The 16,017-nt window shown below is 52.4% G+C and carries 5 protein-coding genes, 1 pseudogene and 1 CRISPR repeat array; all 6 genes and pseudogenes read right to left on the bottom strand.

What is annotated here, in order from left to right; all coding sequences use genetic code 11:
• Window positions 1–94: 94 nt before the first annotated feature.
• Window positions 95–1,936 (bottom strand): TolC family protein, encoded by a 1,842-nt coding sequence (locus CA13_RS29660; RefSeq protein ID WP_146402821.1) that lies wholly within the window; start codon window positions 1,934–1,936, stop codon window positions 95–97.
• A 59-nt stretch (window positions 1,937–1,995) separates the two neighbouring features.
• Window positions 1,996–3,345 (bottom strand): HlyD family secretion protein, encoded by a 1,350-nt coding sequence (locus CA13_RS29655; RefSeq protein WP_146402819.1) that lies wholly within the window; start codon window positions 3,343–3,345, stop codon window positions 1,996–1,998.
• Window positions 3,346–3,351: 6 nt separating this feature from the next.
• Window positions 3,352–5,553, bottom strand: coding sequence for an ATP-binding cassette domain-containing protein (locus CA13_RS29650; RefSeq protein WP_146402817.1), 2,202 nt, complete (start codon window positions 5,551–5,553; stop codon window positions 3,352–3,354).
• 72 nt (window positions 5,554–5,625) lie between these two features.
• Window positions 5,626–8,418 carry a phosphoenolpyruvate carboxylase gene (gene ppc / locus CA13_RS29645; protein ID WP_146402815.1) on the bottom strand — a complete coding sequence of 931 codons (2,793 nt, stop codon included), beginning with the start codon at window positions 8,416–8,418 and terminating at the stop codon, window positions 5,626–5,628.
• An 802-nt stretch (window positions 8,419–9,220) separates the two neighbouring features.
• Window positions 9,221–11,821, bottom strand: coding sequence for a cellulase family glycosylhydrolase (locus CA13_RS29640; RefSeq protein ID WP_146402813.1), 2,601 nt, complete (start codon window positions 11,819–11,821; stop codon window positions 9,221–9,223).
• 375 nt (window positions 11,822–12,196) lie between these two features.
• A CRISPR array of direct repeats spans window positions 12,197–15,526; the repeat unit is 35 nt; unit sequence GTTTCAATCCGCGTTCGCTCTCGCGAGCGAACGAT.
• A gap of 196 nt (window positions 15,527–15,722) precedes the next feature.
• Window positions 15,723–16,010 (bottom strand): annotated as a pseudogene (gene cas2, locus CA13_RS29635) (CRISPR-associated endonuclease Cas2).
• Window positions 16,011–16,017: the final 7 nt, after the last annotated feature.

Below are 16,017 nucleotides of genomic sequence, written 5' to 3'. Positions count from 1 at the left end.
TAGCATGATAGAACGCTCACCCCAGACTTTGGAAATGGCAATCGCTTCGACGTTGTTGCGACCGATATCCCGCGATCAAAGTGGCGTTGTCCAGCTAGTATGAATCCGTCTCTGCCGGCTGATTGTGAAGATTCCAGTCGTCGTCCAAAAGATCGGGTTTGATTTCCACCGGGTCAGGCAAACGACCTGGTCCGGGACGATTTGTTTCAGGCAATGCCGCGACGGCCATCGCCTGATCAAGCGGATCAAGCCCGAGTGCAACCTGCATTTCCGCTAAAGCTACGAACCAAAATCGTTGAGCTTCAACCAATTTGATTTCGGTTTCGTTTGCCTTGGATTCAAGAAGGTTTAGATAGATCAAATCGATCTTTCCGCGATCAAAAGCAAAGCGGTACCGATCGAGTGTCTCAAAGGCCGCCCGCAACGACAAGTCACCTTGTTCGACCATTTGCTCAGCAAGCACAAGGGCGTTGTAGGCGGTTTGCAACTCGACACCGATCTTGTTGCGTTGCAGCAGTAACATCTGATTGATTTGGGCCATCTTTGCGGTTGTCGATTGAATCTTACCGCGTGCTTTTCGTCGTTGGATGGGCACTTCACCTTGGATACCGATCACTAATTCGAACTCGCTTTTGTCATCTGACTTGGTAGCCGCTTTTCCAATATCCTGCGAAGCCTCGGCAACGAGATCCAATCTCGGCAACAAATTGTTACATGCAACTTGTCGTTCAAGTTGCATACTGCGCAATTGCAATTGCAACAACCTTGGTTCGGGTCGTCGCATCAGAGCTGCCGCTAGATCTTGATCATAGTTTGCCTCGGGTAACCGAGTGGCGGGGAAATGATCGGGCAACCACTCCTCGCAAGGCACCATGGGTTCGCCAAATGCATCACGCAAATACAACGATAGTTTGAACGCGGTCGCGCGGAATTTTTGTTCGGATTCAAGCACCTTTCCACGACGTTCGGCGATCAATTGTTGGTTCAAAAGCAAATCAATTTCAGCGAACTTGCCAGCTTTGAAACCAACTTCAAATTTTTTGCCGCGAATGATTGCCAATGCTAATAGCTCACGTTGAGCTTGCCAGATCGCTCCGGCTGATACCCACTGCCAATACACCAACGCGGCGTCGCGGGAATAGTCAAGAATCGCTTGTTGAATCATTGGCTCGGCAGCTTGACGTGCCAATGATGCTTGAAACACGGCCAACCGCTGCATGTCGATTGCGCGCCCTTGCAATAGCGGCTGCGCTAACGAGAGTTTAAATTCACCCGCTTCATCGGTTTGACGTTCTTTGTACCACGGTTGAAACTCGCCGCGGCCCATTCGGTAACCAGCCGATACGTAGCTGCCCCACCAAGTTTGTCGAGCGACGCCAATGCCATGTCGATAGTTCTCGTAGTAACCCAGCGATTCGTTAATGGTGTGCCCGTATAGCTTGGTATCAAAACTGCCGTATGCCTGAGTGAGCTCGCCGCTGGCTAGGTTCGGTTGTTGGCGAGCTTTGACGATTTCTGGATAGGCTCGATACAAACTGGCGATGACGTCGGCTAACGAAAGTTCACCATCCTCATTCTCATTTTCGATTTGGGCTGGTACAGAGTCTTGGCTGGGGGCAGAATCTTGATCCGACGTTTGCTTCGAATTTGGGGATTTCGGCTCTGCAATCTTTGAAACGTCATTCCGTTCGTTGTTCCTGGCTTCATTTTGCAGCAACACAAAGAACTCGTTTTCGGTAACGTGAAGGGATTCGCCATCCGCAGCGTTAAGGCCTGAAACGCCTGAATCGGATTCGAGCAACTCAAAACGTTGCCCAACCGCCGTGTCGCAACCACCGAGAAAAAGAAACGCGTGGGCCAGCAGTAGAGCAAAAAACGGCAGAGTAAAACCGCGTAAATGCGGGAAAGTCGAAACGCTCTCAATGCCGCGGGCCATTGGTCGTCGCTGGAGCGGCATAGGGATCGAATTGGCACCGGCATAGCGTAAGCAAACGTCTACAACTTCGGCAGCTTTACCTTTTCTACCTTGCCGTTGGATTTGCCTGGCTCCTGTTCGGCAATTGTCGGTGGAAATCCGTTCAATTGTCGCCATATTTCGTAACCAAGTGAGACCTGATTGAGCAGCACCCAGCCGTTTGCGCGCACTCCTTGACGAAGGTATCGGTCATCCGGCCAACCTTTCTCCCCCACAATCTCTTCATCGGGCGTTACGACAATACGAAAATTCCCTTTGCCATCATCAGTTGGAAAAACTCGGTTGACTTTTCCGCCAAAAGTGCCGATCGCGACCGATGGCCAACCGACAAATTGGACCGCTGGCCAACCTTCGAATCGCAGCCGTACTTTGTCACCCTCGTGAATCAGAGGCAAATCATTTCCGCTAATTCGCATTTCCACCGCCAAATCGTCGGTGTCCGGCACGATCATAAATAGTTGGTCCCCCTCTTTGATGGTGTCGCTGCCCTCCAATCCGAACCACTGTTGGATAAAGCCCGCTCGAGGAGCTTTGATGTCGAGCCGATTGAACTCTTCACGTTTCACTTCCAAATCGATCAACTTCTTTTCAATCGTCCGAAGCTTTTGAATCGAGTCGAGAGCATTTTGATTGGCACTTCGATTCTTAATATCGATTTCGCGTTTTTTGGACTCAATTTCTTCTTCCTTGGACATCAAAGCCGCATAAGCTTCTTCGACGGCGCCCTCTGCCTTCAACACCTTGGCCTGTTGCGCCTCGACAGCTTGACGTTTCGAGAATACTTCTTCGCGTGAAACAAGTCCTTCGAGAACAACTTCTTCGGCAATCCTCAGCTGATTGCGTTTGTCATTCAACTCTGCCTGCAGCGCGATCACTTCGTTTTTTGCCTGCTCCCATTTCTTGTTGGCGGCTTTGTAATCCTGATCGAGCGACTGAGTCATGCTTTCTCCGGCGCTCTGTTGCAATTCAATGCGTTGTTCAGCAAGATCCAAACCCGATTTCGCCGCGGTCAATTCCGCCTTGGTTGCTGAAATTTGAGTTTCCAACTGCAACACGCCTCCTTCGGCAAAAGGAGTTAGCCGTAGCAACAGTTCACCATTTTCAACGTAACTGCCTTCGCGCAGTCCTGGTTTCACGTAACTGACAACCCCTTTGGATGGACTCATCACTGGCTGCGGACGCTGTTGTGGGTCGAGTGCGACGACATATCCCGTCCCGCGAGCCGTTTGCCGCCATGGCGCAAAAATCATCGCAACCATTGCCAGGACCAATGTCACAAAGGTCAACCGGGAAAAGAATCGAATAAATCGCCCGGCACGAACGAGTTGTAATGCCGGGAACGCGGTCGATAATCTTTCAGTCTGATTCATTGTTCTTTAAGCTGTTTTGAACCACAATTTACGGGTACATCGTTCGGCAATCGATTGATGATTCGTAACCAGTACCAATGTCCACGGGGCGTCGGGGTCGTTTAACGTATTCCAAACGGTTTCCTGCGATTCAGGTGTTAAATCGTCAAGCAATCGATCGACCACCAACAACCGAGGTTTCGCAGCAATGGCCCGGGCAATGACCAATTGAGCGATATGGTTACGTGCCAGCGGAAATCCGTCGGTCTGTAGCATCGTCTGGACACCTTCGGGAAGACGAATCACGGTATTCCACAAGCCAACTTGCTGAAGGGTTTCGCGAACACGGTTGTAACCGATACCGACTCGTCCCAAATCAACATTCTGTTGAAGTGTCGAATGGAAAATCTCGGGATGCCCCGCGTAGGCAACCCATCGCCCACGTCCGGCGAACGCCGCTTGCCGAGCCTCAAATCCGGCCACTTCGGCAAGGCCCTCGTCGGGTACCGTCAAACCAGCCAGCGTCTGAGCCAGCCAGGATTTTCGAGGCAAATCGTTCCCCAAAATGGCAACACGACTTCCAGGTTCGATCTCCGCTGCAGGAATGTGTATCGAACGTGTAGCGTCTTGGAAGCGGAGGTCATCCCACCGAACCGGAATTGGTCCGTTGGGTAATTCGCTCAGCTCGTATCGCGGGTCGACCGGAATATCTAACAAATGCCCCACTTTATCAATGCCCGCCATCAGGTCGTAGTATTTTTCCAGCGACTTGCCTGCTTTTGCAAAGGCGCCAACGACCACCGTCACCACCAATTCACTGGCGACCAATTGACCGAGAGTCAATCGACCCTGAATCACCAACCATCCGCCCAGGCCGAGCACGGCGGTTGATGCGATCGCGTGTAATCCAATCGCGAAAATGACTTGGCGAATGATAACCCGGAACTGGCTTTTTCTTGCCGTTAAATATTCGGTTGTCAGACGATTCGCACGATCAATCGCGAGATTTTCGCCACCATTTACTTTGAACGCTGCCGGCGACGCGATCACATCCTGCAACCAATGCACGACTTTATATTTGACAATTGATTCATCGATTGCTGTGCGAATCCCTCCACGGCCAAGCAACCAAGTGATGGAGATCATGCTAATCAATAAAACAATGTCAAAACCTAACAGGAAAGGATGGTAAAACGCTAACAGCAACAACCCTAAAATCGTCGTCAGCACGATCGAGACGCCATCGAGCAGCAACGTCGCCGTCGCTTTTTGAATCGTCATGATATCGAACAGTCGGTTCGCCATTTCACGTGGATACTCGCCTTCGAGCGATTGCTGATTTGCACGTGGAAACCGATGCGCCAAATCACCGACGATTCGAACAAATTGCCGGCACTGAATGATTTCAACCACAATCGTTTGCAGGACGCTTAGCACCCCCGCGAGCCCCAAGCAGCAAAGCAGGATCGCGCCGATGACCACCAACGGTTGAAGATAAGTTCCCCAACTGACAATGTTGACCAACGATTCCACTGCCAAGGGAACCGCCAACGCCAAGATACCAGCGACGAATGCAAACAACGTTACCGTCCAAATGTCGCGTGCATCGAGCCGAAGCAAAGTCAAGAAACGACTCAGCGGTGATAGATGCCCGTGCCCGTGCCCGTGCCCGTGACCCTGGGCATGCCGCAACGTCGCTTGTTCGTAAAAGGGTGACGCACTACCCGTAGCGGACAATGATTCACATTCAAGTTCGCTCTTGGCGACACACACACAACCTTGAACCTCGTTGGTCAAAAGGCTACGAACTTGACGACGGGGCATTGTCGAAGTCGTGGTTCCTGCCCCAACATTCGAAGTGTCCCTGACATGGGTGACTTCGATATTTCGTCCAACGAGTCGTTCGAACACGACAATCGCCCCATCCGGCTTAATCAAAATTAACGCATAGCCTTCGCCAATTAAACTGTAGGCTTCCGTCGCTGTTGCCAAATGCACGCGCCGAATGGAAATGCCGATATGATTCGCGCCGGCAAGCAACAAATCAATTTCGTTCGGCTCCGAACCATCGCGGCGTACATCCCCTAAGTCGAGTTTGTTAGGTTCCACCGTAACATGCAAACATGCGGCCACTCGGGCGAGCGCCGCATAAACGACCTCTTCACGGAGGGGATCGACGAATGAATCTTTGAACGGTTCCGAAGGATCGGATATCGCTGTATCGGACATCGCGGGGACCAAATTTCGAGAACGAGTTGGTTAGAAATCGATTTCAAGGAATTGACAACCATACAAAGCGCATCAACCGCTGGTCCGCATACCGGACACGAGTCCATTGATTGTCAAACGGGTCAAATGTCGGATCTCTTCCGCATCTTCGCTGGTGTCATCCTCGCTGAACTCTTTTGACCGACGAAGAAGTTCAACTTGGATCAAGTTCAAAGGGTCAATGTAGCGATTTCGAACACGAATGGATTCTTTCAACCACGGCACTCCATCGAGCAATTCCTTATTTCCGGAGAGTGACAGGACGGCTTCGCTGGCGCGATTGAACTCGTCGTAAATCATCGTCGAAATTTTTTCCAACGACTCATCATCGCTGGCCAACTCTGCATAATGTTTGGCAATTCCAAGATCCGTTTTTGCAAGTGCCAATTCGGCGTTGTCGATCGTTGCTCGGAAAAATGGCCACTCATGATACATTGCTTGTAACGTTTCATGACATCCATCTTCACGACTCAATTCGAGTATTGCCGAACCGAGTCCGTACCATGCAGGAATCAGCAACCGACACTGTGTCCACGAAAATACCCAAGGAATCGCTCTCAAATCACTTAGGCTGTTTCCACCGCGGCGGCGTGACGGTCGCGATCCAATCGGCAATTGTTCAATCCCGGAAATCGGAGTCGCGCGGCGAAAGAAATCCACAAAACCAGGCCGTTCGACCAATTTTCGATATTGGTTATACGACATCTCCGCGAGCCGATTCATCGTCTCGCTCCACTGCTTTTGTTCGCCGTGCGCTTGTCGCCCCGTTGCCATCAACGCGGACCACAGCACTTGCTCTAAATGTCGATGTGCGATCGCTTCATCATCGTACCGATCCGCCAACACTTCGCCTTGCTCGGTCAATCGCAACGCTCCGTCGAATGTCCCCGCAGGTAAAGACAGAATACTGCGAGCAGTCGGTCCCCCACCACGCCCAAGCGAACCGCCACGACCGTGGAAAAAGGTTAACCCAACGCCGTCCTGCTTCGCGCGAGCGACTAATTGCACCTGAGCACGTTGAAGCGACCAACATGCCGATAAGTAACCGCCGTCCTTGGTGCTGTCGCTATACCCAAGCATTACCATTTGGCGGTCCGACTGTTGCCGTAACAAATCTCGGTACGCTGTGACACCAAACATGCCTGACAAAATATCCGACGCGTTCTGCAAGTCATCAATGGTCTCGAATAGCGGCACGATCGGAAGGCAATATTCGGTATCGTCGCCATCCTCTTCCGCTGGATCGGGCGCGGTATGTCGCCATAGCCACAACACCGTCAACACGTCACTCGGACAACGCGTCATACTAATCACGTGGCCGCCAACGGCGTCTTTACCAAATGTCTTTACGACGCGATGCAGAAGTGTGAATAGATTGAGCGATTCGACCGTATTGTCGGTAAGTTCATTCGATTTCAACTCAACGTTTTGTCCCAACGTCGCAACGATGAGATTCAGTCGATCGTTCTCGTTCAGTTTTTCTGGTTCTTCACAGATTCCACTCGCTCGGAAAATCTCGTTCATGACTTCGAAGTACTGACGCGAATCCTGACGGACGTCCAATTTCGCCAAATGGAATCCGAATGCTTCAATACGATCATGCCATGTGCGAACTTCATCAGCAATAAATATGCCGCTTGGACAATGACTGATCGCATCTAGCAAGATATCCAAATCGAGCGACAAATCGGCTGGCCGATTGTAAGTACCATTCTCGGCCAATTCGCTATTCGACCCGCGAATCGACCCGCGAATCGACCCGTCCTCGAGCGAAATGGCTTTTGTTTGATTAAGCCGCCAATGAATCACAGCGATCCAGCGCCGACAAAGCTCATCCGGCGGAATCTCAGCGAGTGTCTGCTTCAAATGAGGCCAACGCTCACATGCATTATCGATCGCGTTCAACAATGAAGGTGAAAATTTGACTTGACGCTGCGATAAACTGAGCGAGTCAAACAAATCCTGGCAAGTCGCTAGATGGAAATCAATCGCAGCATGTCGAAGCCAAGTAAATGTCTGTTGCGTGACGTCCGACGTTACACCGGGATGCCCGTCGCGGTCGCCACCGATCCAAGAACCAAACGTCAAACAGGGATGCGTTAGTTTCACGGTGTCGTCGTAGCTGAACGACAACGCCTTGCGCAGTTCTTGCAGTAGCTTCGGAATTTCGTCCCATAACACTGGCTTGAATGACAAACCGCGTCCGACCTCTTGCATCACCGAGGGACGCCACGGCCGAATAAAATCCGTTTGCCACAATTTTGCAATTTCAGAGCGAAGTTGACGCTCGGTTCGCGTACGCTCGGTCGGCAATTGATCTTGGTCGTGCTCGGACAACAATTCTCGCATCCGACGAAGCTTGTGACGTACACTGCGACGCTTCGCTTCGGTTGGGTGTGCAGTAAATACCAACTCGACTTGCAAATGATCGAGTAAGCTCTGCATATCCTCGGATGACTTGCCAAGCGATTTGAGCTGTAAGATCGCTTGCCAAACCGATTCAGCACGAGCTTCGGGGTAGATTTCACGCGAACGCTCTCGCAACACACGCACACGTTGGCGGTCTTCGGCCAGATTCAACAGATCCAAAAACACGCTGAAGCCGCGAATCACCACGCGAAGCGTGTCATGGTCAAACGAAGCGATCTGGTCACGCATTTGCTGCTCGGCATCCGAAGATCCCGTTCTGCGATTCCAAGACAGCCGCCGCAGATTCTCTAGCTTCTCAAGCGCTGCGCCCCCCGCGATGCGACGAACCGTTTCGCCCAGCATGGTTCCTAAAAACGAGATCTCATTTCGTAGTTTATCTTCGTGCTTGTTGATCAATTCTTCTATCTCTGCTGAATACTCTCGGGACCCGCTGGCTGCGCGATCCAAGGAAAGGGCGATGAATGAGTGCCTGTGCGTGACGCTCGCAGTAGTGGTGTGTGACGCTCGCAGTAGTAATGTAGCTTGATGACGAGTGTATCGGCAAACTGAATTTGGAGCGCCCACGTGTTGAAAAAAACGGAACAACGGGTATCAACAAGAGCAAGAATGCGTGGAAGGGGGCGTTCTTCCCCAACAGGAAAAGTAGAAGGGTGGCGTTTTTCGCCAACCAGACCATTTCGCGTCCGTTCTCGACAAAAAAGTTTCATTTGTAGAAGCCTCGCCAATGCCAACAACAAAGCGCCCCAATGAAGTTGGCCGCACGGAGGGTGCACTTAGGATGCACTTAGTCAAAGCAATGCGACGCCAGAACTCCGTCTCTATCCATCCAGACGGCTGTACGCATTTTTCAGAACGCTTCACCACCGATTGGAAAACGACCCATTCGACCTCTTCCGCTTGGGCCGAATGCCAACTGCTCGCCCTCGACCATTTGCCTGTGCTTGTTCGCCACCACGGAAAAGCATGGCCAATAGGCACGCTTCCCACAAATGCCCCCTTCGCCTTTGCTTCGCCGCAGCATCGCTACTGCAATTCCATGGCACCCCTGTTTCCCACTGCCGAAGAAAGATCAAAGATACGAAGTCAATCACGATGATGGATCGACTCGTTCATCAAAAAGGATCCACTAAATGCTTCAGCCGGGGTTGAATATCCGAGCGTCGAACAAGTTCGATTGCCAAGGATCGTAAACATCAAATCATTGCCGCGTTAAGAATACCCAAAGCGTCTCGTGCTCGGGGCGCAGTTGCATGATGCCATTATTCAGCGGCAATTCTTCTGCTTTTCGCGCATCCGCAGTTAGTCGCCACGCTCGGACGGGGCCACCGGGAACGGTCAGGTCCAAGGGAACACCTTCGCTGACCGTCGGAGATTGCCCCCAATTGTTAGAGGTGAAACCAGTACGATCTTCGTTCCACGGCATTTCGCTGTTCTCGCAGCGTGCCGACGCCGCCAACAACATTCGCTGACTTTCGGCCAGCGGTTTGCCGTCCAGCGCGACAAGCGAAATGCATGCGTAGGCCGGCACATCGCCAGGCCAATCCCGGTCATGCACCGCAAACTGAACGTCGCCAACATCAAACGTTCGTCCGCCGACATGTCCAATCAAAAAACGGACTGCCGGAGCGTCTAACGAGAACCAAGATCCGTCGGGATCGTTCGGATTCCATCGAATTTGGTTCGTGTCACTAAGCCGAACTCCCGGCGATACGCTGGCATCTCCACTCAGCGTCGCGTCCTCACCCGACTGGACGAGGTCCACGGTTACCTTTCGCTGCCACACCGCCGCAGGGTCACCGCCTTGGCTGCGCCAAACGTCCTCCACTGTTCCGGCTTGAAACGTCAACGGTGGCACTTGGTCAACGGGAATCCGACATTCGGCGCCATCGGCGGACGTCGCAATTAATCCTTTGCGGAAAGCAAGTGAGCAGGCCGGGGCATGAACCAACACATTGGCGCGACCGATCAAATGAAAGTAACTCCGCATGAACGTGTTCGCATAGTCCTTTCCAAAATCACGATAAGTGTAGCTGTAGAACGCATCCCAATCCTGCATGCTGGCAACCGCCGTAAACAGCGGAAGCAGTTCCGCGCCATGGTCGTTGGGCGCCGGCGTGTTGTATTCGGAAATGCTAAAGGGACGCCCCGCGATCCGATAGACTCCCATCCGAGCCAAAGTTCCGCCGTCGGCGTCGGCTACTTGGCTAGTGTTCGCAATTCGAAACGATGTTACGTGGCCAGCGTCGTTGCGCGTGTACGATGGATGTTGCCAATAGCCATGAATGTCGACGTAATCGGACAATGTTGATTCACGCAGCACCCCCGCAACGCCACCGTAAGACACCTGCGTGTCGGCCACCGCCATCTTGCATCCGATTTCATCTTTCAACAATTGCACGATTCGCTTCGTCGTCGCCATTTCCGTGTCAATTAGAAACGCCATCCAATCCAACCGCACTGCGGCGACGGCGGTTTCCGCAGGTAGTCCAACGCCGTCTTCCAAACTGTCGGACTCCATCAACCCCTGGCCACCTCCCGGTCGCAAACGGACGTTATCCAATTCTACTTGGCCCGTTTTGTTTCGCAACGAAATGTTCAACCGCAGCTTGCCGGGGGCCGACGCCGCTTTGATCGGTCCTGAAAACGTAAATGATTGCCAATTCGGCGAAAGCTCGATCGTCTCATGAAGTCCGACGTTGCCGTAAGGTACCGCGTCAAGCATAACGTTGACGCTAACACGAAGGGAGTCACGACTGCGGGCCCGAAACGTCAACGTGTATCGGCCAGGGTCCAGTTGCAAATCCTTGTATTGCAGCTGCAAATTCCAATCCTCGCTGCCACTTTGTGTAGCGGTCCAGGTCAATCGCGAGTTGTCCTTTTCTAACGTCGATTCTGCTCCACCCGCGTTCTGTGCCTGCCATGCGTCTGTGTTGGTAAACTGCTCGTCGCCCAGCGGCACAACGTCGGCATCCCATGCTTTGCGTAATGCCTCGGTCGAGCCGTAGGTTTTGTGCAACCAATTAGTCCACTGCTGCTGCAAATCACCAATCAACGGCTCAGGCAATCGTCTCAGATCCGATAGCTCGTCACGGATCATCGTATTCTCGTTGTTGATCTCAACACAAGCGATCGTCGGTTCATCGGCGTACCGCCGTTGGGTGTGGGGATTTACATGGCCCAATAGGTCACGGCAAAACGCTTCCATTTGGCGAATGTATGGTTCGTGCCAACGATCCAAATTCTTGCTGTACCGGAATGCTCGGCTACCAGCCACGGTTGGTTGCCCTGGGTATTCGCGACCGACATGCAAATTCAGATTCAAATAGATTCCATTGGCGGCGCACTCGGCAATCAGTCGATCCAGTTTGGCCAGGCTCGGTTGGGAAAGTTTGCCGGTATCGGGATCGTCCCACAAACTATCGCGGCTCGAACCGCTCCAAGAGTGGTCCATAAAATGTAGCCGCAAACAATTGAAACCATATTGCCGCAACCGACGAGCAAGCAACGCTGCATCGCCTTGGTCCGGGAAACAGCTATCGCCGGTCACGTTCGTACCAAACAACCGCAACCGTTGGCCCTCGGCATCCACAAAGTGTCCGTCCCGAACGCTGACAAAACCCGTATCCGGGATCCCACCCGAATTCAGGTAAGAAAGATCGGCAAGCCCTCCGTCCGGCACGGCCAACGCAGGCACATCGAATACAAACCAGCCGTCCGTAGCGGGTGTAACCTGTCCGTAACCCGTTGAAGCCGCAGTCAAAAGAACTGCCAATGCTACAAACATAATCTTACGAATCATCGCTTGCTGCCTTTATCGATCGTCGGTGGGATGTTGTGGGTGGGAAGCTTCAAGTTGGGCGTTCGCAAACGAACCCTTAAGCGGGAAGCGGACGCCGCCTGGCATTCCGAAGCGGCGCAATTGTAGGGCAAGAGTTCATTGCAGCGATTCAATTCACTCCCCTGGATATTAGACACTGCCCCAACCAGCGGTACAAGCAATCGAGCCCCCTCTCTAGATCAACAAGTTTTTCATTCTAAACAGAAGTTCCAGTAGATCGATTGAATTGTGGCGAAGGTCCGAAGGGCGGAGGCAACCACATTGTGTCCTGCGTCGCGAAGAACAGCCAAGCTAGCACTACGCACAAGTGCCAAATTTACGATACCATGGAAGTGAGTTTCAATCCGCGTTCGCTCTCGCGAGCGAACGATCGCAACTGCAATTGCGACCAGTCCCCAGCTCAGTTTCAATCCGCGTTCGCTCTCGCGAGCGAACGATGATTCGTCTTCGGTGCTGCCATCGATGATTACGCGTTTCAATCCGCGTTCGCTCTCGCGAGCGAACGATCTTGCCGACGCGATCGACGAAGCGTTGCAGACTGTTTCAATCCGCGTTCGCTCTCGCGAGCGAACGATTTTGATTCGCGGTCGATGTCTAGAGCTTTTGATGTTTCAATCCGCGTTCGCTCTCGCGAGCGAACGATGGTTCACGACAAGGAAAACGATCTCATTGGGCTGTTTCAATCCGCGTTCGCTCTCGCGAGCGAACGATCCTTTTGTCCCATAGTAAAACCCTGTCCACTAAGAGTTTCAATCCGCGTTCGCTCTCGCGAGCGAACGATCTTGCTTATGTTTTCATCTTGCCATCGTTTTGCGGTTTCAATCCGCGTTCGCTCTCGCGAGCGAACGATATTCGCAACCGGCCCCCTAGGTGTTGCACTCGCTGTTTCAATCCGCGTTCGCTCTCGCGAGCGAACGATTTCGGGTCAGCGAAGTCTTTCCGGTGACACCGATGTTTCAATCCGCGTTCGCTCTCGCGAGCGAACGATCCAAAATCGATAACCAAGCGAATGCACGTGAGCAGTTTCAATCCGCGTTCGCTCTCGCGAGCGAACGATTATGGCTCGATTGCTCCGCAAGTATCATCGTTCGGTTTCAATCCGCGTTCGCTCTCGCGAGCGAACGATGTGAAAAATGAGTAGTTACAGCGACATGAACAAGTTTCAATCCGCGTTCGCTCTCGCGAGCGAACGATGAAATCATCTGGTTGTAAACCGAAGCTACCCTGTCGTTTCAATCCGCGTTCGCTCTCGCGAGCGAACGATAGATTTCCTCGATTGTCGCCGCGAACCCGGCCGTGGTTTCAATCCGCGTTCGCTCTCGCGAGCGAACGATGTAAAGTCTGCCAAGCCATAGATTCGATCGACGTGTTTCAATCCGCGTTCGCTCTCGCGAGCGAACGATGATTGCCGGACAATCGGGAAACGAGCAATTAGGCGTTTCAATCCGCGTTCGCTCTCGCGAGCGAACGATTTTCGGGTCATTAGGCTGCATCCAATGGGGTCACGTTTCAATCCGCGTTCGCTCTCGCGAGCGAACGATAGAAACGCCGAATGCTTTGCCGGCTGCATCACGGTTTCAATCCGCGTTCGCTCTCGCGAGCGAACGATAAGTCGTCGCCAGTCGCGTTCTCGACATTGGCGAGTTTCAATCCGCGTTCGCTCTCGCGAGCGAACGATCGTCGACCACGTCGGCGGCGCGTAATGAATGAAGTTTCAATCCGCGTTCGCTCTCGCGAGCGAACGATCGTAGACCATCTTGCATTTATCGCCGTTCCACTCCGTTTCAATCCGCGTTCGCTCTCGCGAGCGAACGATGGAGAATTAGTAGATGATAGACGACTTACAAATGTTTCAATCCGCGTTCGCTCTCGCGAGCGAACGATGGTCAAACCCGCTGCATAACTGAGTAAGTTGTCGTTTCAATCCGCGTTCGCTCTCGCGAGCGAACGATCGGAAATGAAGTTGGTGAATTGTCCAACATCTACGTTTCAATCCGCGTTCGCTCTCGCGAGCGAACGATAACGACCACACCTACTATACACGCACTGGTTCAGTTTCAATCCGCGTTCGCTCTCGCGAGCGAACGATCGACGCAACAACAACGCTTTCGAGTCATTAGGCGTTTCAATCCGCGTTCGCTCTCGCGAGCGAACGATACCTTTGGCTACTGAAAAATCCGCAAATCGTCGTTTCAATCCGCGTTCGCTCTCGCGAGCGAACGATCCGCCCGTAGCAACCTCCGACACATTCCAGGACGTTTCAATCCGCGTTCGCTCTCGCGAGCGAACGATATCCAACAGCCAACGCACCGCGAAATTGTTATCGTGTTTCAATCCGCGTTCGCTCTCGCGAGCGAACGATGGTTCATGACAAGGAAAACGATCTGATTGGACTGTTTCAATCCGCGTTCGCTCTCGCGAGCGAACGATTTCACCCCCGATGTGATCATCTATGTCAGCAATGTTTCAATCCGCGTTCGCTCTCGCGAGCGAACGATGAAGAGACACGAACCGGCAAAAAGCTAATCGAATGTTTCAATCCGCGTTCGCTCTCGCGAGCGAACGATGTGCGAGACGTCGGGGGTGGATCTTAGTGGGATTGTGTTTCAATCCGCGTTCGCTCTCGCGAGCGAACGATTTGGTTCATGACAAGGAAAACGATCTGATTGGACTGTTTCAATCCGCGTTCGCTCTCGCGAGCGAACGATATCAAGAAAACATTCTCACCAAGTGATTGCACCGTTTCAATCCGCGTTCGCTCTCGCGAGCGAACGATATACGCAGACGAGACGATTAAGACGCTGATTCGTGTTTCAATCCGCGTTCGCTCTCGCGAGCGAACGATATTGAGAACGCATCGGTGAGACTGAGTCGCACAGTTTCAATCCGCGTTCGCTCTCGCGAGCGAACGATTTATTGGCGAGTGTCACACGAAATCATGCTACTCGTTTCAATCCGCGTTCGCTCTCGCGAGCGAACGATAGTTCGGCAGTCACACGTACAGTCACGAAGTTTTGTTTCAATCCGCGTTCGCTCTCGCGAGCGAACGATACGATCGGAAGCGACCACAATTACGGAGCGATTGTTTCAATCCGCGTTCGCTCTCGCGAGCGAACGATAATGGTGAAAGTTAAAGATGCAAAGTTGACCGAGTTTCAATCCGCGTTCGCTCTCGCGAGCGAACGATACCTGCGTTTCGATTTCAGCTCTGACGATGTCTGTTTCAATCCGCGTTCGCTCTCGCGAGCGAACGATGCAGAAAACTTCAGCGAGAAAGTCTGGCTGATTAGTTTCAATCCGCGTTCGCTCTCGCGAGCGAACGATAAGACGTGAAGACAGTCGAAGTGCTGTTGAAGCAGTTTCAATCCGCGTTCGCTCTCGCGAGCGAACGATGCGATCCGACAATTTGTTGTATTGGTGGCACTCCGTTTCAATCCGCGTTCGCTCTCGCGAGCGAACGATACGATCGCGTCAATCTGTGCGGCCAATTCGCTTGTTTCAATCCGCGTTCGCTCTCGCGAGCGAACGATCACCGGCTACGGTGGCGGATGTGCAGGGGATTTCGTTTCAATCCGCGTTCGCTCTCGCGAGCGAACGATAAAAAGAGTTAATCGAACAAGGGTGGGAATTTGTTTCAATCCGCGTTCGCTCTCGCGAGCGAACGATCCCTCATTCTTAACTCTTAGGGACCAACCGAGTAAGGGGTCTAATTTCGCGAACTCATCTTTTCTTGGTGCCTGATTTCGCAGAGTCGTCGGCCTGCCATACGTAAAGCCAGATATCCAGCCATGTTGCGACAGTCGCGATCCCACCACGTTTCGGCCGGTCGCTATGGGTTCGCGGTCGATTACCTTGCTTATCGCTAGAGAATTAGTGGATCGTCCATCGGTGAAACCGGCTTAGCCCCAATGTGTTCCACTCGATGCTTCCAATTGTTGCCCAAAAAGTAGAATCTCAGGCTATCAGACGACGGATCCAACACGTCCGTCAATTCGCCTCTCAGTCGTACGAACTGCTCCATCGAAACGTCGCACTCAAAAACTGAATTTTACACGCGTTGACCAAAGTTTTGACATGTTTTTGCAACTTTTTGTAATCGACGTTGACCAACTCGATCGGAGGTTGCAACATCGTAGGTGACTAGTACCATCATCGAC

Origin of the sequence: Novipirellula herctigrandis (assembly GCA_007859835.1) — a bacterium.
Taxonomy (GTDB): Bacteria; Planctomycetota; Planctomycetia; order Pirellulales; family Pirellulaceae; genus Novipirellula_A; species Novipirellula_A herctigrandis.
Note: the sequence above shows the minus strand (reverse complement) of the source record. Positions and strands in the feature narration are given on the sequence as shown.